Raw genomic sequence first — 18,036 nt, 5'->3', positions numbered from 1 at the left:
GTCTTGTCATGAAAGCCGTCCGGCATAGCCGAAGATCACGCCCAGCCACGGATGGGCGACCAGGACGCGGAAGCGATAACTGCCGGCGCGCGCGAAGGTCCGGGCCCGCACGCGCGGCGCCCAGGCGCGGGGCAGGGAAAGGGGGCCCACGCGCCAGCCGTCGAACACCCACGAGAAGCCGCCCGGATAGGGCGCGGCGGTGAACCGGAAGGTCAGGGGCGCGACGGTCTCCTCGAAGGTCCAGGGGTCGCCCGGGGTCGGCCGGATCACCGAGCCGAAGGTGCGGTCGCCGAACCGGCGGGTCCAGCGCTCGCCGTCCTCCGCCGGCGTGATCGTCACCGTCGTCGCGTGGAGCCCGGCCGGCGGCATGCCCTGCAGGCGGCGGACCAGGGCGGGCAGGCCGGGCGCGCCGCGACCTCGGGCCTGTCCGGTCAGGGTGACGGGGGCGACGCCGGCATGGGCGCGGCGGACCCCCTCGGGCAGGGCCGGCCAGGCCTCGCCCAGCAGGCGGGGGAAAAGGCCGGGCGTGTCCGGACGCTGGCGCTCCAGCCCGGCGCGGATCGGCAGGTCGCGCAGCTCGTGCAGGATGGCGTCGAGATCGACCAGGCCGACGCAGGGMGTGGCGCGGGGCTGGCCCAGCCGGCCGTCCAGCAGGGCCCGCAGCACCGCCGCCGCCGGGGCGGCCGGGGTGTGCGGTCCCGCGCCGGCCTCGGCGCACAGGCCCCAGCGCGCCAAGCGATGGACGCCGTCCGCGTCCAGCCCCTCGGCCTCGACCACCATGCCGCCGCGGTCCGAGCCCAGCGGCGCGACCAGGCCCGCCGCCCCGCCCAGCAGCACGGCCAAGGGCTCCAGCGTCGAGACCAGGCGCATCCGCCGAAGCAGACTCAGCGCCCAGAGGCCCAGGTGCAGGATGGGCAGCTCCAGTCCGGCCCGGAAGATGGCGTCACGGCGGACGTGGAAGCGGGCGGGCAGCAGGTCGAGGTCCGGCGTCTCGGCCAGGCTGGTCCAGCGCCGGCCCAGGCCCGGGAAGGCGATGCGGCGCGGGCCGCTCCAGCCGGGGCGCGTGGTCCAATGGCCTTCGGAGAACACCCGCACCGGCGCGCCGGCCCAGGCCAGGATGGCGCGGACCACCGAGAGTCCTCGGGGCGCTCGCGCGCCCGGCGAGATGGCGGCCTCCACCCGGTCGATCCGGGTCCAACCGGCGGTCAGGACATTGAGCGCGGCGTGGCTGAGGGCCGGGGTCGAGCTGGCGCCGGTGATCGCCCATCGCCCGGCGGCGCGCGCCGCCTCGTCCAGCGCCGCCGGGAAGCCGGCCACGAAGTCGCGGGCGTCGGCCAGGTCGACATAGTGGGCGCGCACCGCCAGCACGGCGCGGGGGAAGGCTTGGTCCTGGCCCTGGAACGGTCCGGCGGCGTCGACCACCGCCCACGGGGCCAGGGCCGGCAGGTTCGCCGGGTCCAGGCGATCCAGCCGGGCGAGCTCGATCCTCGCGGCTGGCCCGGTCGCGGCCAGCTCGGCGGCCACGGCTTCCAGCCGGGCCAGGTCGCGGGCCGCCAGCACCAGGACGACATCCGGCCAGCGGGCGATCATCGCCGCCAGGCGCCGGCCGAAGACGCCGCTGGCGCCCACCAGGACGATGCGTCTGGAGCCGTCGCTCATCGAAGCGGCGGCTCCAGCACGAAACGGGCCTTCTGCTCGGGCGTGGGCAGCATGCAGGTCGAGCGCTTGCCCATCAGCCGGTAGCGGTTGGCGGCCAGCCAGTCGTAGGCGCCGTCCAGCCAGGGCCTGGGCAGCACCTCGATCACCGCCAGCCACGACCAGGGCCAGCCCAGCCGCCGCAGCAGGGCCAGGATCGCCGCGCTCTTCTCCAGGGCCCGACCCCCATCGAGGAACAGGAAGCTGGTCGGTTGGTCCGGATCGATCCCATGCGCCAGGGCCAGTTCGCGTCCGTACGCCGACTGGATCGGGGTGAAGCGGATCAGGCCCTTGCGGTCGATGGCCAGCACCGTCCGGACCGAGCCCGAGCACAGGTTGCAGACCCCGTCGAACAGCATCAGGTCGTTCATCGCGCCGCCGCCACGCTTTCGCGGCGCAGGGCCCGCAGGGCGGCGGGCACGTCGCGGCGCATGGCCATGGTCGTCACGCCGTTGGGCAGGCCGAAGGGGGCGGTGGCCCGGTTCTCGTAGGTCACGCGCGTGGCCTTGCCGCCCTCGCGCGGCTCCAGCAGCCACTGGCCCTCGCAATCCTTGATGTCGCCCGCCTCGCAGCGGAAGGCGATGCGGCGATAGGGCTCCAGGGTCAGGCGCGAGGTGGAGTGCAGGGCCGGCAGCAGGAAGCTCCACTTGACCACGTGCTCGCGCAGCTCCACCCGCCCGCCGGCCTCGCGCGACAGCACCGTGCAGCGCTTGACGCTGGGGGTCATCCGGGCGGCGCGGTCGCAGTCGAGGATGGCGGCCCAGACCGTCTCGGGCGGGGCGGCGATGTCGATCATCGCCCGCACTTGGCCGCCCCGGCCGCTGGGGTCGGTGTGGGCCTCCAGCGCGACCTCGCCGCTCTCGATCTTGCGCAACCAGTCGGGGTTGGGCTCCAGGGGCCTGTTGTCGCGGGCCATGGCGGCCGCGGGGGCCGCCAGGACGAGGAACGCGACGACGAAGGCTCGGCCAGGCATGAGGTCGAGCCTAGCCGAGTTTCCGCCCCTGGCGCATCAGGCCTTGGCCCTATTTTTCACCAGGTCGTCGACCACCGACGGGTCGGCCAGGGTCGAGGTGTCGCCCAGGCTGCCCAGCTCGTTCTCGGCGATCTTGCGCAGGATGCGGCGCATGATCTTGCCCGAGCGGGTCTTGGGCAGGCCCGGCGCCCATTGCAGCACGTCCGGCGCGGCGAACGGGCCGATCTCCTGGCGCACCCAGAGGATCAGGTCCTTGCGCAGCTGGTCGGTGGCCTCGACGCCTGCCTTCAGCGTCACATAGGCGTAGACGCCCTGGCCCTTGATGTCGTGCGGATAGCCGACAACGGCGGCCTCGGCGACCGTGTCGTGGGCGACCAGGGCGCTCTCGATCTCGGCGGTGCCCAGGCGGTGGCCCGAGACGTTGATCACGTCGTCGACCCGGCCGGTGATCCAGTAGTAGCCGTCCGCGTCGCGGCGGCAGCCGTCGCCGGTGAAGTACTTGCCCGGATAGGCCGAGAAGTAGGTGTCGAAGAACCGGCCGTGGTCGCCGTAGACCGTGCGCATCTGGCCCGGCCAGCTGTCGGTGATCACCAGGTTGCCTTCGGTGGCCCCCTCCAGGACCTTGCCCTCGGCGTCGACCAGCTGGAGCTTGACGCCCGGCAGGGGCTTGGTGGCCGAGCCGGGCTTCAGGGCCGTGGCGCCGGGCAGGGGCGAAACGAGGATGCCCCCGGTCTCGGTCTGCCACCAGGTGTCGACGATCGGCAGGCGGTCCTTGCCGACCACGCGGTGGTACCAGAGCCAGGCCTCGGGATTGATCGGCTCGCCGACGCTGCCCAGCAGGCGCAGGCACGACAGGTCGTTCCTGGTGACCCAGTCGTCGCCTTCGCGCATCAGGGCGCGCAGGGCCGTGGGGGCGGTGTAGAAAATCTCGACCTTGTGCTTGTCGACCACCTCCCAGAAGCGGGCGGGAGTCGGATAGTTGGGCACGCCTTCGAAGATCAGGCTGGTCCCGCCGTTGGCCAGCGGGCCGTAGACGACGTAGCTGTGGCCGGTGACCCAGCCCACGTCGGCCGTGCACCAGAACACCTCGCCGGGCCGGTAGTCGAACACGACCTCGTGGGTCCAGCTGGCCCAGGCCAGGTAGCCGCCGGTGGTGTGCAGCACGCCCTTGGGCTTCCCCGTCGAGCCGGAGGTGTAGAGGATGAACAGCGGGTCCTCGGCGTTCATCGGCTCGGGTTCGCAGTCGGCCGAGACGCCGTCCTTGACGTCGTCCCAGACGATGTCGCGGCCGTGGACCAGCGGCACGTCGGCGCCCGTCCAGCGCACCATCAGAACCTTGCCCACCCAGGGACAGTGCTCCAGGGCCTTGTCGATATTGGCCTTCAGCGGCACCCGCTTGCCGCCCCGGCGCCCCTCGTCGGCGGTGATCACGAAGCGCGAGGCGCAGTCCTGGATGCGGCCGGCGATCGAGTCCGGCGAGAAGCCGCCGAACACCACCGAGTGGATCGCCCCGATCCGGGCGCAGGCCAGCATGGCCACGGCCGCCAGGGGGATCATCGGCAGGTAGATGGTGACCCGGTCGCCCTTCTGGACGCCCTCGGCCTTCAGCACGTTGGCCATCCGGCAGACCTGCTCGTGCAGCTCGCCGTAGGTGACCTTGAACGACACGCCGGGCTCATCGCCCTCGAACACCAGGGCCACGTCGTCCTTGCGGTGCGGCAGGTGGCGGTCGATGCAGTTGGCGCTGACGTTCAGCACGCCGTCGGCGTACCAGTGGATGCGGAAGTCGTCCTTGGCGTAGGAGACGTCCTTGATCTTGGTCGGAGCCTGGATCCAGTCCAGCCGCCCGGCCAGGTCGCGCCAATAGCCCTCGGGGTCGGCCTCGACCCGCGCCAGCGCGGCCTCAAAGCCGGCGGCGTCGATATGGGCCTTGCCCGCCCAGTCGTCGGGAACCGGAAAAACCTGTCCGTCGCTCACGCCGTCACTCCCTTGGTCTCGTTGCGGCGGAGTTATGCGCGGCGAGGGGCGGGGCGCAAGAAGACCAATGGAAAATCTCCACCGCGCCCCGGCTTTGTGGTCACCCCGGCTGCTTGGTCGTCCGCAGATAGGGCTTGTGGGCGGTCCAGCCGGCCGGGAACAGGGTCTTGGCGTCCTCGTCGCTGACGGCGGGCACGATGATCACGTCCTGGCCCTGCTTCCAGTCGGCCGGGGTGGCCACCTTGTGGGCGGCGGTCAGCTGCATCGAGTCGATGACCCGCAGGATCTCGTCGAAGTTCCGGCCCGTGGTCATCGGATAGACCAGGATCAGCTTGATGGTCTTGTCGGGCGCGATGATGAAGACGTTGCGCACCGTGGCGTTGTTGGCGGCGGTCCGGCCGTCCGAGCCGCCCGCCGTGTCGGCCGGCAGCATGCCGTAGAGCTTGGAGACCGAGAGATCGGTGTCGCCGATCATCGGGAAGTTCGGGGCTGTCCCCTGCGTCTCGGCGATGTCGGCGGCCCACCGGGCGTGGTTGTCCACCGGGTCGACCGACAGGCCGATCACCTTGACGCCGCGCTTGTCGAACTCGGGCTTCAGACGGGCGACGGTCCCCAGCTCGGTGGTGCAGACGGGGGTGAAGTCCTTGGGGTGCGAGAACAGCACCACCCACTTGCCGTCGGCCCAGTCGTGGAAGTGGATCGGGCCTTCGGTGGTGTCCTGGGTGAAGTCGGGCGCGATGTCGCCGAGCTTGAGCGTCATGGCTGTCTCTCCTGGCCGCAAGAATGGGGTCGGCTTCACCCTGGGATGGGCGTAAAGCCGTCCCCAATTTGTAGGCGCGCGCTTCCCCCAGCGCCGTCCAGGATTTCTCGCGGAGTTTCCAGTCATGCTGCTCGCCCTTTCGACCTGGCCCGAGATCGAGGCCTACCTGGCGACGTCGAAGACGGTGGTGGTGCCGATCGGCTCCAACGAGCAGCATGGGCCGACGGGCCTGCTGGGCACCGACTGGCTGTGCCCGGAGATCATCTCGCACGAGGCTTCGAAGCAGTCGGACACGGTGCTGGTGGCCCCGACCTTCAATGTCGGCATGGCCCAGCACCACCTGGCCTTCCCGGGCACGATCTTCCTGCGGCCCTCGACCTTCATCGCCGCAATCGGCGACTGGGTGCGCTCGCTGGGCGCCCACGGCTTCGAGAAGATCTATTTCCTCAACGGCCACGGCGGCAACGTCGCCTCGATCGAGGCGGCCTTCTCCGAGATCTACGCCGAGTACAGCTTCCGCAAGGAGCGCGCGCCGTTCGCCCTGAAGCTGAAGAACTGGTGGGACCTCAAGGGCGTGATGGGCCTGGCCAACCAGCAGTTCCCGACCGGCCACGGCAGCCATGCGACGCCGTCGGAGATCGCGGTGACCCAGTGGGGCTATCCGGACAGCATCAAGGCCGTCGACTATTCGCCGAAGATCGCGCCCACCGGCCCGATCCGCGAGGCCCTGGACTTCCGCGCCCGCTACGCCGACGGCCGCATGGGCTCCGACCCGGCCCAGGCCACGCCCGAGAAGGGCGGGGCGCTGGTGGCCCAGGCGGCCAAGTCGCTGATCGAGGACCTGGCCGAGTTCTCGGCGGAGGTCAGGGTCTAGCGCGGGATCTCGGCGATCTTGGTCAGGGCCACCTGGCGGTACACCGCGGTGATCTCGAAATAGCGGCCGAAGGCGTTGAAGAACTGGTCGGTGGCCTGCTTCACGCCCGGCCCGCCGATCTCGCTGATGTCGTGCCAGTAGTCGTCCAGCACCATCATGCCGCCCACGCTGAGCAGGCCGGCGCAGAAGCACAGGTCGATCAGCACGGCGAGAGCCGTGTGGCTGCCGTCGACATAGATCAGATCGAACTGCTCGCCGGCCGCCAGCATCTTGGGCAGCTCGTAGGTCGAGAAGCCCTTGTGGGCCGTCATCGAGCGGAAGCCCGTCTTGGCCATGTTGCGGCGGAAGCGCGGCTCGACCGCGTGGTACTTCTCTTCCGGGTTCAGGGCCTCGTCGAACCAGGGGTCGATCACGGTAACGTCCAGGCGCCCGGGGATCAGCCAGTCCATGAAGGCCAGGTTGCGGCCCTCATAGGCCCCGATCTCCAGATAACGGATCGCCGCGTCGCCGCGCTTGCCGGCGAAGTCGCGCAGCAGGGGCGTAACGAACGGGATGTTGTTCGAGGCCCAGCCCGAGGTGAACTCGTAGCCGGTCTTTTCGCTGTGGGCGTTGAAGGCGTCGACCACCGCATGGTCGCGCTTGGCCAGCATCGTGCGGGCCAGGGCGGCGGCGAAGCGCGGGTTGATCTTGGTCAGCGAGCGCAGCTTGTCGCCGGCGCCGCGGGCGTCCTCGGCGTCGGTCAGGTCGGCGTCGAAATTCGGATTGGACCCGTCGGCCATGGCGCGGCTTCCCCGTTTGCGTCGAGGAAGCCTAGCGGCAAGGGGTTAAGGAACGGTCAGGTGAAGCTGGCGATCGGCCGGTTCTGCAGGGTGCTCCAGCCGGTGTGCAGCGTGCCGGCGCCGGGCGCATAGTAGCTCCACAGCATCTCGGAGGGGGCCAGGGTCAGGCGCTCGACCGTCGAGCCGTCGGCCTGGGCCTGCAGCTGGATGTCGGCGATCACCGCGTCGCGCAGGGCGATGCTGAGCGCCAGGACGCCGTTGCTGACCCGATGCAGCCAGCTGGGACGATCGTGGCCCTCGCCCAGGGGGCGGCCCCGCAGGCAACACTCGTAGAGCTTCACCGACAGGGCGTCGACGGGCTTGATCACCGTGAAGGCCGTGGCCGGCGGCGCGGTCGGCGAGGCGGGCGCCTTCAGGTCCTGGCCGAAGGCGGTCAGCTGGACGCACAGGCGAGGATCGAAGCCGCCGATCACGGCGGCGGGCAGGCCGTCGATCCGGGGGACGTCCGGGGTGTAGACGATATCCGGATCGCCCGGCTGCAGCAGAATGATGTCCATGTCGCGCCCCTGTCCCTTGGGGCGGACCCTAACCGTGGCCGTGGGGTTTGGCGACCGGCGTTCTTTCAGACGGTGACGACGGCGCCGTCCGCCACCCGCACGGGCCAGGGCGTCAGGGCCACGTCCTGGCAGGGGCCGGCCACCATCGCCCCGTCCTCGATGCGGAACAGGGCCGCGTGGCCGGCGCACAGGATCAGGTCGTTCTCACGGGTCAGGAACCGCCCGTTCGGCCCGGCCAGGGGCCAGCCGGCGTGCGGGCAGCTGTCGACATAGCCCACCACGGCCTGGCCCCTGCGGACCACGAAGCCCGCGAACACGGCCTCGTCGACGCGGAACCGGAAGCCCCGCGCGCCGGGCGAGGCGATCTCGTCCAGCGGGCACAGGACCGTGCCGCCGGCGGGGCGCGCGGGGTTGTCGGGGTCGGTTCGGCTCAAACGCTACCTACCGCCAGCCGCCACGGATTGATCGTGACGCTCTCGAAGATGTCGGCCTTGGTGTAGGGGTCGTTGTCGGCCTGTGCCTGGGCGGCCGAGATGTCGTCGGCCTCGACGATCAGGATCGAGCCCACCGGATTGCCGTCGTCGCCCAGCAGGGCGCCGGCCAGCTTCAGGACCTTGGACTGGGCCAGGTATTCCAGATGCTCGGGCCGGGTGGCCAGGCGGGTCTCGAGCGCGTCGGGTTTGTCCCGGCAGACGATGGCGAACAGCGGCATGGTGTTCCTTTTCAGGATGGAGATGGGGACACACACTCGCGCGTCTGTCCGAGCAGGATGATCAAGGGCGGTGGAGCGAGTGTGTGTCCCCTTCGTCGCCCTAGACCTCGGCCTTCAGCGGCCTGGAAAGCAAACCCAGGATGGCGCTGTCGACATCGACCTCGCCGGCCAGGATGGCGGCGACGGCCTCGCAGATCGGGGTCTCGACGCCCAGCTTGCGGGCCAGGGCGCGGACGGCGGGAGCCGAGGCCACGCCCTCGGCCACCGAGACCTTGCCGGCCAGGGCTTGCTCCAGGGTCTGTCCGGCGCCCAGGGCCAGGCCGACGCTCATGTTGCGCGATTGGCTGGACGAGCAGGTCAGGACCAGGTCGCCCAGGCCGCACAGGCCGGCGACGGTCTCGGCCTTGCMGCCGGCCGCCACGGCCAGGCGGGTCAACTCGGCGAAGCCGCGGGTGATCAGGGCGGCGTGGGCGTTGCGGCCCAGGCCCTTGCCCTCGGAGATGCCGCAGGCGATGGCCAGCACGTTCTTCACCGCCCCGCCGGCCTCGGCCCCGATCACGTCGGCGGCCCAGTAGGGGCGGAAGGTCGGGATGGCGATGGCCTCGACGATGCGCTTGCCCAGCGTCTCGTCCTCGCAGGCCAGGGTGGCGGCGGCGGGCAGGCCCTTGGCCACCTCGGCGGCGAAGCTGGGGCCCGACAGCACGGCGATGTCGACGCCCGGCAGGGCCTCGGCCGCCACCTCGGTCATCAGCTTCAGCGAGCCCTGCTCGACGCCCTTGGAGCACAGCACCACCGGGACGCCGGGTTTCAGGTGCGGCTTCAGGGCAGCCATGGCCGAGCGCAGGTGCTGGGCGGGCGGGACGGCCAGGATCAGGTCGCAGTCGGCCAGGCCCGCCATGTCCGCCACGGCGGTCACCGACGGCTCGATGGCGATCCCGGGCAGGAAGACGCTGTTCTCGCGCCGGGCGTTGATCGCCTCGACCACCTCGGGCTCGCGCGCCTGGATCGCGACCTTCAGGCCGGCCCGGGCCGCGACTTGGGCCAACGCCGTGCCCCAGGCGCCGGCGCCAACGACACCCACGTGCTTGAAGGTCATGCCTTGGCTCCCTTGCGACCGAAACTGTTGCTCGGATTGGATAACGCGGCGGCCTCGTCCAACGGCCAACGCGGACGCGCCACGGCGTCCAGATCGTCAGAGATCCCGACCGCCAGCCGCTCGGCCCCGGCCAGGGCGATCATGGCGGCGTTGTCGGTGCAATAGGCCAGGGGTGGGGCGTCGAAGCTGAAACCGTTGTCGGCGCAGTTCTTCTGCAGGGCCGCCCGCACCGCGCCGTTGGCCGCCACCCCGCCGGCCACGACGAAGCGCAGCGTCTGGCCGGCATGGCGCTCGGCATAGGCCTTCATCGCCCGGTCGGTGCGTTCCGACAGCTGGCGGGCGATGGCGAACTGGACCGAGGCGGCCAGGTCGGCGCGTTGCCGCTCATCCGTGATCTTCTCGGCCAGCCGCGCGGCGGCTGTCTTCAGGCCCGAGAACGAGAAGTCGCAGTCCTTGCGGCCCAGCAGGGCGCGGGGCAGGTCGAATTTGGAGGGATCGCCGCTGGCCGCCAGTTTCTCCAGGGCCGGGCCGCCGGGATAGGGCAGGCCCAGGCTCTTGGCGATCTTGTCGAAGGCCTCGCCGGCCGCGTCGTCGATCGTGGTGCCCAGGCGGGTGCAGGCCCCGACCCCAGCCACTTCCAGCAGCTGGCAATGCCCGCCGGAGACCAGCAGCAGCAGGAACGGATAGTCGATCGACGCCCCCAGCCGGGCCGACACGGCGTGGCCCTCCAGGTGGTTGACCGCCACCAGCGGCAGGTCGCGGGCCAGGGCCACGGCCTTGCCGAACGCCAGGCCCACCATCACCCCGCCCACCAGGCCCGGCCCGGCCGTGGCGGCCACGCCGTCCAGTCCGTCGAAGCCGATCCCGGCCGCGCGCATCGCCTCCGCGGCCACCGCGTCGATGGCCTCGACATGGGCGCGGGCGGCGATCTCGGGCACCACCCCGCCGAACGGGGCGTGCTGCTCGAACTGGGTGCCGACGATCGACGACAGCACCGTGACGCGGCCGTCCTCGTCCCGCCGCACGACGGACGCGGCGGTCTCGTCGCAGCTGGTTTCCAGTCCGAGTACGGTGAGGCCCATTTTCCTTAAGGGGGTCATTCGGTTGCGGGCGCTTCGCCGCTCCTGTAGCAGCGAAGGCGTCTTTCGATCTTGCAGGTAACGTTCGAACCTTGTCCCGGCAACCCATCCGTATCGGCGCGCGCGGCTCCAAGCTGTCGCTGGCCCAGTCCGGCCTGATGCAGGCCCGCATCGCCAAGGCGCTCGGCTGGGACGGCGCGGGCGACATCGAGGCCTTCGCCCAGCTGATCCCGATCGTCACCAGCGGCGACCGCATCCAGGACCGTCGCCTGATGGAGATCGGCGGCAAGGGCCTGTTCACCAAGGAGATCGAGGAGGCCCTGCTGGACGGCCGCATCGACTGCGCCATCCATTCGCTGAAGGACATGCCCGCCGTCCTGCCGCCCGGCCTCGTCCTGGCGGCCACGCCCGAGCGCGAGGACCCGCGCGACGCCTTCATCAGCCACGCCTGCGAGCGCCTGGAAGACCTGCCCAAAGGCGCGCGCCTGGGCACCGCCTCGCTTCGGCGGCAAGCGCAGGCCCTGCACGTGCGTCCCGACCTCGAGGTCGTGATGCTGCGCGGCAATGTCGACACGCGCCTGGCCAAGCTGGAGCGCGGCGAGGCCGACGCCATCCTGCTGGCCCAGTCGGGCTTGAACCGCCTGGGCCTGGGCCATCTGACCAAGAGCTGGCTCGACCCCCTGGCCGCCCCGCCGGCCCCCGGCCAGGGCGCCCTGGTCATCGARACCCGCGCCGAGGATGTCGATCTGCCGTGGCTGCAGGCCGTGCGCTGCCAGGCCACCACCCTGGCCGTCGCCGCCGAGCGCGGCGCGCTCTACGCCCTGGAAGGCTCGTGCCGCACGGCCGTCGGCGCCCACGCCCGGCTGGACGGCCTGGACTTGACCCTGATCGTCGAAGCCCTGACCCCGGACGGCGCCATGCGTTTCCGTCGCGAGGGCTCGGTCACGCTGTCCAGCGAGGACGCCGCCGACGAGGCCCGGACCCTGGGCCTGGAGCTGGGCGCCGCCGTCCGCGCCGAGGGCGGCCCCGCCCTCATCCTGACCGAGTAGGCGGATGGTGGCGGCGGCGCCGCGGATCTGGATCACCCGCGCCTCACCGGGCGCCGAGGAGACCGCCGCGCGCCTGACGGCCATGGGCCTGCCGCCGTTGGTGGATCCGCTGCTGGCGGTGGTCCCCCTGTCGCCGTCGATCGACCTGGAGGGGGTGGCGGCCCTGGCCTTCACCAGCGTCAACGGCGTGGAGGCCTTCGCCCGCCTGTGCGCCGACAGGAGCCGGCCGGCCTTCGCGGTCGGCGAGCGCACCGCCCGGGCCGCGCGCGAGGCCGGCTTCACCGAGGTGCTTTCGGCCGACGGCGACGTCGGCGCCCTCGCGGCGTTGATCGTGGGCCGGAAGGACCGGATCGGCGGCGCGGTGCTGCATCCCAGCGCCCTGGAGCCCGCCGGCGACCTCGTCTCGCCCCTGGTCGCGGCCGGCCTGACCGCTCGACAGGTCGCGGTCTACGAAACGGTCGAGCGCGACCCGCAACCCGCCACCCTGGCCCAGCTGGGGACGATGGCCGCGGTCCTGCTCTATTCGCCCCGCGCGGCGCGCAAGCTGGCGCGGGTGCTGCAAGCTCGCCCAGCGCCCAGTCTTCGAGCCCTGTGCCTGTCGCCGTCCGTGGGCGCGCCGCTCGAGACGCTCGTGCAAACCGGGCGGCTGGACTCCGTGACGTCCGCGCCGCACCCGACCGAAACCGCGCTGCTGGACCTGCTGACGGCCTAAGCTGAACATTGCGCGGCGCGGCGGCGTGGGGCACGAATGGCGCATGACGCTCGCGACCGATCCCGTTGAATCCGACGCCCCGCGCGACCCGGCGCTGTATGGCCGCCGCCGCCTCCTGGGGCCAGGCTTCTGGGCGCTGATCGCCTTCGGGTTCATCTGCGTGGCGGCCGGCGCGGCCCTGGCGCGATTCGGTCCGTCCTGGTTCTCGGGCGGCAAGACGCCGCCTCCGGCCGCGCAGCCGGCCGCCGGCGCGTCGGCCTCGGCCCAGGCCGGCCCAGGCCAGCCGCTGTACGGCGCGCCCAGCATCGCCCAGGCTMCGCCRCCGGCGTCCGAGGACGTGGCCCAGCTGGAGGGCCGGGTCGCCGTGCTCGAGACCGGGCAGCAGCGGGCGCTGGACGCCGCCGGCGCGGCCCTGGCCGCCGCCACCCTGGCCGACGCCGCCCGCACCGCCCGGCCGTTCGCCGAGGAGCTGGCCGGCCTGGAGCGGGTCCTGCCCCTGTCGCCGGACCTGCGCGCCCTGGGCCGCCTGGCCCAGCAGGGCGCGCCCACCCGCGCGGGCCTGGCCGACGAGTTCGAGACCCTGGCCGGCCGCACCGCCGTCGCCGCCCGCGACCCCGGCCGCAACGCCGACTTCCTGGCACGGCTGCGCCACGCCCTGTCCAGCGTCGTCTCGATCCGCCAGGTCGGCGCGACCCAGGGCAATACGCCGGACGCGGTGCTGGCGCGGGCCCAGAAGCTGCTGAACGAGGGCGACATCGAAGGCGCCCTGACCGATCTGGAGACCCTTCCGCCCGCCGCCCAGACCGTGCTGGCGCCCTGGCGCGCCGCCGCCGAGCGCCGGATCGAGATCGACCGCCACATCGCCGCGATCCGGGCCGACGCCCTGGCCGGCCTGGTCCAGGTGACCCGCGCCCAGACGGTCGCCCCCGCGCCGGTGGCTCCATGATCCGGGCGGCGTTCGTCTTCTTCGTGGTCGCCGCCATCGCCGTGGCGGTGGTCGCCCTGACCGGCGAGCCGGGCGCGGCCAGCCTCGACTGGATGGGCTGGCGCGTCGAGATGACGGCGGCGGCCGCCGCCCTGCTGACCCTGTTCACCGCCCTCCTGGCCACCATCCTGTGGCGCGGCCTGCTGTGGGTGGTCGAGGCGCCGCAGCGCGCCGCCCGCGCCCGGGCCGAGGCCAAGCGCAAGCAGGGCGTCGAGGCCCTGTCGCGCGGCTTCCTGGCCGTGGCGGCCGGCGACGGCTCCGAGGCGCGCCGCCTGGCCCAGAAGGCCTCGGAACTGGCCGAGGACGCCCCGGCCCTGGTCCGCGTCCTGGCCGCCCAGGCCGCCGAGGCGGCGGGCGACCATGTCGCCGCGCGCCAGGCCTACAACGCCATGCTGGGCTTTCCCGAGATGCGCCTGGCGGGGCTGCGCGGCCTGATGCAGACCGCCCTGGCCGAGGGCGACAAGGCCCTAGCCCTGCGTCACGCCGAGACCGCCTACGGCCTGGCCAAGACCGCCCGCTGGGCCTGGCGCGCCCTGCTGGAGGCGCGGCTGGAGGCCGGCGACTGGCCCGCCGCCCTGGAGCTGGTGCGCGGCGCCCTGGACCGCAAGATCGTCCCGCCGCTGGTCGCCGAGCGGGCCCGTGCGGCCCTGCTGGCCGCCTCGGCCGCCGACCTGGAGGAGTCCGACCATCCCAAGGTCCTGGCCCAGGCCCTGGACTTCGCGACCCAGGCCGCCAGGCTCAAGCCCGAGTTCGCGCCGGGCGTGGTGATGGCCGCCCGGCTGCAGGCCGCCGACGGCAAGGCCGCCAAGGCCGGGACCCTGATCGAGACCGCCTGGAAGCAGGCCCCGCACCCGGCCCTGTGGCTGGCCTATCGCGACCTGAAGACCAGCGAGACCCCCAAGCTGCGCGCCGCCCGCCTGGCGTCCCTGGCCAATCTGAAGCCCGAGGCCCGCGAGAGCCGGCTGCTGAAGGTGGAGAGCGCCCTGATCGGCGGCGACCCGATCGCCGCCCGCGCCGCCGCCCGGCTGCTTCCTGAAGAAGAGCTGACTGCAAGAATCGCCGGCCTGATGGCGCGCGTCGCCTATGCCTGCGGCGAGGCCGACGAGGCCCGCGCCTGGGTGGCGCGGGGCGTGGCCGCCCCGCAGGAGCCCGACTGGTCGGACCTGGACCCCGAAGGCCGCGCCTTCGCCTACGCCCGCGACGACTGGGCGCGGCTGACCGTCAGCTACGCCGAGACGGGCGAGCTGATCCATCCGCGTTTCGAGCGCCGCGAGCGCACGATGAGCGAGCTGCCGCAGCTGCCCTCGGCCTACGCCGAATCCACGCCCTTCGTCCGGGCGGCCGAGACGGGCGGGGCGCTAATGCCCATCCCCGACGACCCCGGGATCGGGTTGGGACTCGACCCCGCCGGCTTCGACGCGGCCCCGTCTCCGGAGCCGGAACAACCCGCTCCGGCGCCCCGTCGCAAGACAGGCGCACGCCGACGCTTGGCAAGCGGCCCTCGCGCCGCTAAATAGGCCCCTCCTCGCGCCGGGTCGGTGATTTGGCGTCGGGAACACCAGTGTCTTCCGGGCCTCTTCCTTTCCGAAGATCGGGCCTGGAGACGAAGCGCGCCGCTTTAGCTCAGCTGGTAGAGCACCTCATTCGTAATGAGGGGGTCACAGGTTCGAGTCCTGTAAGCGGCACCACTTCTCCCGATCTCCAGAATCACCCGCCCAAGACCGGCTCCCCCCTCGGTTGCGCGCGTGTCGTCCACGCGTCCAGGCGCCGCGTCCGAACGTCGCGACCGGGGGTTCGCGCCGTCCTGCGACAAGATGTCCGTCGACGGAGGATTCAACGGCTCCGCTTGCCCGGCCTTCAGAATTTGATGGCCGCCGAACATGTCATCCCATCAGAAATCCAAGTTCATGATGAGGTGGGTGGCCTTGTCTTTAACTGTTGAAGAACATGTCGCATCGCGATGCGATATATTTAAACCCGTATTGGAAATCCACGGCAGCGGCATATACAGAATATATCGGGCCTTTATTCCAGTATAATTTCCTATGTCGGCCACATTACATAAGAATATATCGGCGTTATCCGATTTCCGGTTATGGTCTTGTTTACGCCTCCCGCGACATCAGCCCCCTCATGAAGCCCGGAAGAATTTCGGGCAGGGGATACAAGAATGTCGAAAAGAAACACTCGGGGCGTTGTCGCGCTCTGCGCTCTGACCCTCGCCGTCGCGCCGCTCAGCGTCGCCCACGCCGACGCCGCCAAGGACGTGCAGGTCGCCGGCCGGGCCCTGACCTTCCTCGAGAACGGCCCCACCGGCAAAGCCGTGCTGGGCGTCGTGTTCGATCCGTCCAAGCCCGCCTCGGTCGCCGAGAAGAACGCCGTCATGGCCGCCATCGGCGGCGGCATGAGCGCCGGCGCCGTGACCCTGACCGCCAAGCCGGTCGAAGCCTCGGCCGTCTCGAGCGTCAGCGGCGTCGCMGCCCTTTACGTCACCACCGGCGTCAACGTCGGCGCGGCCGCCAAGGCCAAGAAGATCATCACCATCGGCTCGGACACCTCGTGCGCCACCAGCGGCGCCTGCGTGATGAGCGTGTCGGCCGATCCCAAGGTCGAGATCGTCGTCAACCGCGCGGCCGCCGCCGCCGTCGGCGCGGTCTTCAAGGCCGCCTTCCGCATGATGATCCGCGAAGTCTGATCCCGTCCGAGCCCAGAGAACCAATCATGAAAAAGACCCTCCTGGCCGGCGTTTCGGCTACCTTCATCCTCTCCATGGCCGCCTCGGCCGCCCACGCCCAGTCGATCGACTACGGCGCGATGGAGCAACTGTTCAACGAGCCGGTCACCACCAGCGCCACGGGCTCGCCCCAGCGCTCGACCGAAGTGCCGGTCGCCATGGAGATCATCTCCCAGGACGACATCAAGCGCTCGGGCGCCGTCGACCTGCCGACCATCCTCAGCCGCGTGGCCGGCCTGGACGTGCTGAACTGGGGCGCTGGCGCCTCGGACGTCAGCGTCCGCGGCTATGACCAGGCGATGTCGCCGCGCCTGCTGGTCCTGATCAACGGCCGCCAGGTCTATCTGGACCACTACGGCTACACCGCCTGGGCCACCCTGCCGGTGCAGCTGTCGGAAATCCGCCAGATCGAAGTCGTCAAGGGTCCCAACAGCGCCCTGTTCGGCTTCAACGCCGTGGGCGGCGTGGTCAACATCATCACCCAGAACCCGAAGTTCGACAGCGCCGGCTCGATCAACCTGACGGGCGGCACGAACGGCTACGGCGAACTGTCGGTGGTCAAGTCGGTGAAGCTGGGCGACCGCTTCTTCGCCCGCCTGTCGGCCGGCGCGGCCCAGATGGACGAGTACAGCCGAGCCGGCTCGACCGTCCTGGCCGGCCAGGTGACCGACCCCGCCCGGGTCTCGGCCAACCTCGACACCATCACCCAGCTGACCGAGAAGACCGAACTGCGAGTCGAAGGCTCGTGGTCGAACGTCCAGGTCAGCGAGGCGGTCTCGAACTACAGCTACTCGCCCAGCAAGTACGTCACGACCTCGGTCAAGGCGACCCTGGCGTCCGACACCAAGCTGGGCCTGCTGCAGGCCTCGGCCTACGAGACCAACCTGACCGCCAAGCAACTGGTCGCCAGCCAGAAGGCGCGCTTCGAGAACAAGCTGGACGTCGTCAGCGTCCAGGACCTGTTCAAGATCGGCGCGAACCACACCTTCCGCATCGGCGGCGAGTACCGCAAGAACGAGGTCAACACCGCCCCGCTGGCCGGCGGCCAGCTGAGCTACGAGGTCGTCTCGGTCTCGGGCATGTGGAACTGGGCGATCAGCGACAAGCTGGCCGTCACCGCCGCCGGCCGCTACGACGACCTGTCGCTGTCGCGTGAAGGCACCTTCCCGGCCGGCTACCCGGCCGTGACCAACGCCTACTGGGACCGCTCGATCAAGAAGGCGTCCTACAACTTCGGCGCCGTCTATCGTCCGACCCAGGCCGACACCTTCAAGCTCACCGCCGCGCGCGGCGTGCAGGTTCCGACCCTGGTCGACCTGGGCGCGGTGCAGCTGCGCGCCACGGCCGGTCCGTACACCGTCGGCGTGATCGGCAACCCGACCCTGGCGCCGTCGATCGTGACCAACTACGAGATCGGTTACGAGCGTCCGCTGCCGGGCCTGGACGCCAAGGCCGGCGTCAGCGTCTTCCGCCAGAAGACCGAAGACGTGAAGGGTCAGCCCACCTCGGGCCAGATCGACGTCATGCCGACCGCGCCGGGCGTCCTGCCGCTGCTCAGCTACCGCAACATCGGCGACAGCAAGATGTGGGGCGTTGAACTGACGGCCTCGGGCAAGATCGAGGGCGGCTTCCATTGGAGCGGCGACTGGACCTTCACCGACGTCGACGACGAGGCCGCCGCCGGCTTCTCGCCGCAGGTCCGCCTGGCCGCCTTCTCGGCCACCACGCCGGAAACCCGCGCCAACGTCTCGTTCGGCTGGGCCAACGCCCAGTGGGCCGCCGACGGCTTCTTCCACTACACCGGCGACCACAAGGCCTACCTGTCGACCGGCGCCCTGGTCGCCGTGGAAGACTACGTGACCCTGGGCGGCCGCGTGGCCCGCACCTTCGACCACGGGATCACCCTGGCGGTCAGCGGCCAGAACCTGACCGACGGCCACCAGCGCCAGACGGCGGGCCTGGAAGTCGAGCGTCGCGCCTTCGTGACCCTCAGCAAGGCCTGGTAGGCCTCGCAGCCACCGGAAACGAGAAGGGCCCCGTCGCAGGACGGGGCC

General features: G+C 71.3%; 18 protein-coding genes and 1 tRNA gene. 8 read left to right on the top strand and 11 right to left on the bottom strand.

What is annotated here, in order from left to right; genetic code table 11:
• Positions 1-6: 6 nt before the first annotated feature.
• From AC1U89_RS16245 to AC1U89_RS16225, 5 genes are all read right to left on the bottom strand, one after another.
• The gene (locus AC1U89_RS16245) at positions 7-1,659 is read right to left on the bottom strand and encodes a DUF4166 domain-containing protein (protein ID WP_479900727.1); all 1,653 of its coding nucleotides are present in this window, start codon (positions 1,657-1,659) and stop codon (positions 7-9) included.
• Positions 1,656-2,066 carry a thiol-disulfide oxidoreductase DCC family protein gene (locus AC1U89_RS16240; protein ID WP_479900726.1) on the bottom strand — a complete coding sequence of 137 codons (411 nt, stop codon included), beginning with the start codon at positions 2,064-2,066 and terminating at the stop codon, positions 1,656-1,658. The genes AC1U89_RS16245 and AC1U89_RS16240 overlap by 4 nt, the downstream gene beginning before the upstream one ends.
• Entirely contained in the window at positions 2,063-2,668 is a 606-nt protein-coding gene (locus AC1U89_RS16235) for an SRPBCC family protein (protein ID WP_479900725.1), read from the bottom strand. Before AC1U89_RS16235 ends, AC1U89_RS16240 begins: the two co-directional genes overlap by 4 nt.
• 36 nt (positions 2,669-2,704) lie before the next feature.
• Complete coding sequence (gene acs / locus AC1U89_RS16230) at positions 2,705-4,645, bottom strand: acetate--CoA ligase (RefSeq protein WP_479900724.1); 1,941 nt, start codon at positions 4,643-4,645, stop codon at positions 2,705-2,707.
• 100 nt (positions 4,646-4,745) lie between these two features.
• Complete coding sequence (locus AC1U89_RS16225) at positions 4,746-5,405, bottom strand: peroxiredoxin (protein ID WP_479900723.1); 660 nt, start codon at positions 5,403-5,405, stop codon at positions 4,746-4,748.
• 124 nt (positions 5,406-5,529) lie between these two features.
• Between AC1U89_RS16225 and AC1U89_RS16220 the strand changes: the two genes are divergently transcribed.
• A complete protein-coding gene (locus AC1U89_RS16220; RefSeq protein WP_479900722.1) occupies positions 5,530-6,279 on the top strand; it encodes a creatininase family protein in 750 nt (249 codons plus the stop codon).
• Here AC1U89_RS16220 and AC1U89_RS16215 read toward each other — a convergent pair.
• The 6 genes from AC1U89_RS16215 to tsaD form a co-directional block, all read right to left on the bottom strand.
• The gene (locus AC1U89_RS16215; RefSeq protein WP_479900721.1) at positions 6,276-7,058 is read right to left on the bottom strand and encodes a class I SAM-dependent methyltransferase; all 783 of its coding nucleotides are present in this window, start codon (positions 7,056-7,058) and stop codon (positions 6,276-6,278) included. The two genes, AC1U89_RS16220 and AC1U89_RS16215, sit on opposite strands and share 4 nt — an antisense overlap.
• 56 nt (positions 7,059-7,114) lie before the next feature.
• Positions 7,115-7,615: a hypothetical protein gene (locus tag AC1U89_RS16210; RefSeq protein ID WP_479900720.1), complete on the bottom strand. Its 501-nt coding sequence runs from the start codon at positions 7,613-7,615 to the stop codon at positions 7,115-7,117.
• Between the two features lie 65 nt (positions 7,616-7,680).
• Entirely contained in the window at positions 7,681-8,049 is a 369-nt protein-coding gene (locus AC1U89_RS16205; protein ID WP_479900719.1) for a Rieske (2Fe-2S) protein, read from the bottom strand.
• Entirely contained in the window at positions 8,046-8,327 is a 282-nt protein-coding gene (locus tag AC1U89_RS16200; protein WP_479900718.1) for a YciI family protein, read from the bottom strand. Before AC1U89_RS16200 ends, AC1U89_RS16205 begins: the two co-directional genes overlap by 4 nt.
• Before the next feature lie 100 nt (positions 8,328-8,427).
• Positions 8,428-9,423, bottom strand: coding sequence for an NAD(P)H-dependent glycerol-3-phosphate dehydrogenase (locus AC1U89_RS16195; protein ID WP_479900717.1), 996 nt, complete (start codon positions 9,421-9,423; stop codon positions 8,428-8,430).
• On the bottom strand, positions 9,420-10,523 hold the full coding sequence (gene tsaD / locus AC1U89_RS16190) for a tRNA (adenosine(37)-N6)-threonylcarbamoyltransferase complex transferase subunit TsaD (protein ID WP_479900716.1): 1,104 nt from the start codon (positions 10,521-10,523) through the stop codon (positions 9,420-9,422). Before tsaD ends, AC1U89_RS16195 begins: the two co-directional genes overlap by 4 nt.
• A 71-nt stretch (positions 10,524-10,594) precedes the next feature.
• On the opposite strand from tsaD, the gene hemC reads away from it, so the two are divergent.
• The 7 genes from hemC to AC1U89_RS16155 all read left to right on the top strand — a co-directional run bounded on the left by hemC (position 10,595) and on the right by AC1U89_RS16155 (position 17,988).
• On the top strand, positions 10,595-11,551 hold the full coding sequence (gene hemC, locus AC1U89_RS16185) for a hydroxymethylbilane synthase (protein ID WP_479900715.1): 957 nt from the start codon (positions 10,595-10,597) through the stop codon (positions 11,549-11,551).
• A gap of 4 nt (positions 11,552-11,555) precedes the next feature.
• The gene (locus AC1U89_RS16180; protein WP_479900714.1) at positions 11,556-12,263 is read left to right on the top strand and encodes a uroporphyrinogen-III synthase; all 708 of its coding nucleotides are present in this window, start codon (positions 11,556-11,558) and stop codon (positions 12,261-12,263) included.
• A gap of 43 nt (positions 12,264-12,306) precedes the next feature.
• Complete coding sequence (locus AC1U89_RS16175; RefSeq protein WP_479900713.1) at positions 12,307-13,209, top strand: COG4223 family protein; 903 nt, start codon at positions 12,307-12,309, stop codon at positions 13,207-13,209.
• Positions 13,206-14,765 (top strand): heme biosynthesis HemY N-terminal domain-containing protein, encoded by a 1,560-nt coding sequence (locus AC1U89_RS16170; protein ID WP_479900712.1) that lies wholly within the window; start codon positions 13,206-13,208, stop codon positions 14,763-14,765. The genes AC1U89_RS16175 and AC1U89_RS16170 overlap by 4 nt, the downstream gene beginning before the upstream one ends.
• Positions 14,766-14,860: 95 nt before the next feature.
• Positions 14,861-14,936, top strand: a tRNA-Thr gene (locus AC1U89_RS16165).
• 482 nt (positions 14,937-15,418) lie between these two features.
• Positions 15,419-15,943 (top strand): hypothetical protein, encoded by a 525-nt coding sequence (locus AC1U89_RS16160; protein ID WP_479900711.1) that lies wholly within the window; start codon positions 15,419-15,421, stop codon positions 15,941-15,943.
• A gap of 26 nt (positions 15,944-15,969) precedes the next feature.
• On the top strand, positions 15,970-17,988 hold the full coding sequence (locus AC1U89_RS16155) for a TonB-dependent receptor plug domain-containing protein (protein WP_479900710.1): 2,019 nt from the start codon (positions 15,970-15,972) through the stop codon (positions 17,986-17,988).
• The last annotated feature ends 48 nt before the right edge of the window (positions 17,989-18,036 follow it).

This window comes from Caulobacter sp. 05T431, assembly GCF_056665975.1.
The sequence above is the reverse complement of the archived record's forward strand: the minus strand, read 5'-3'. Positions and strand labels throughout refer to the sequence as shown.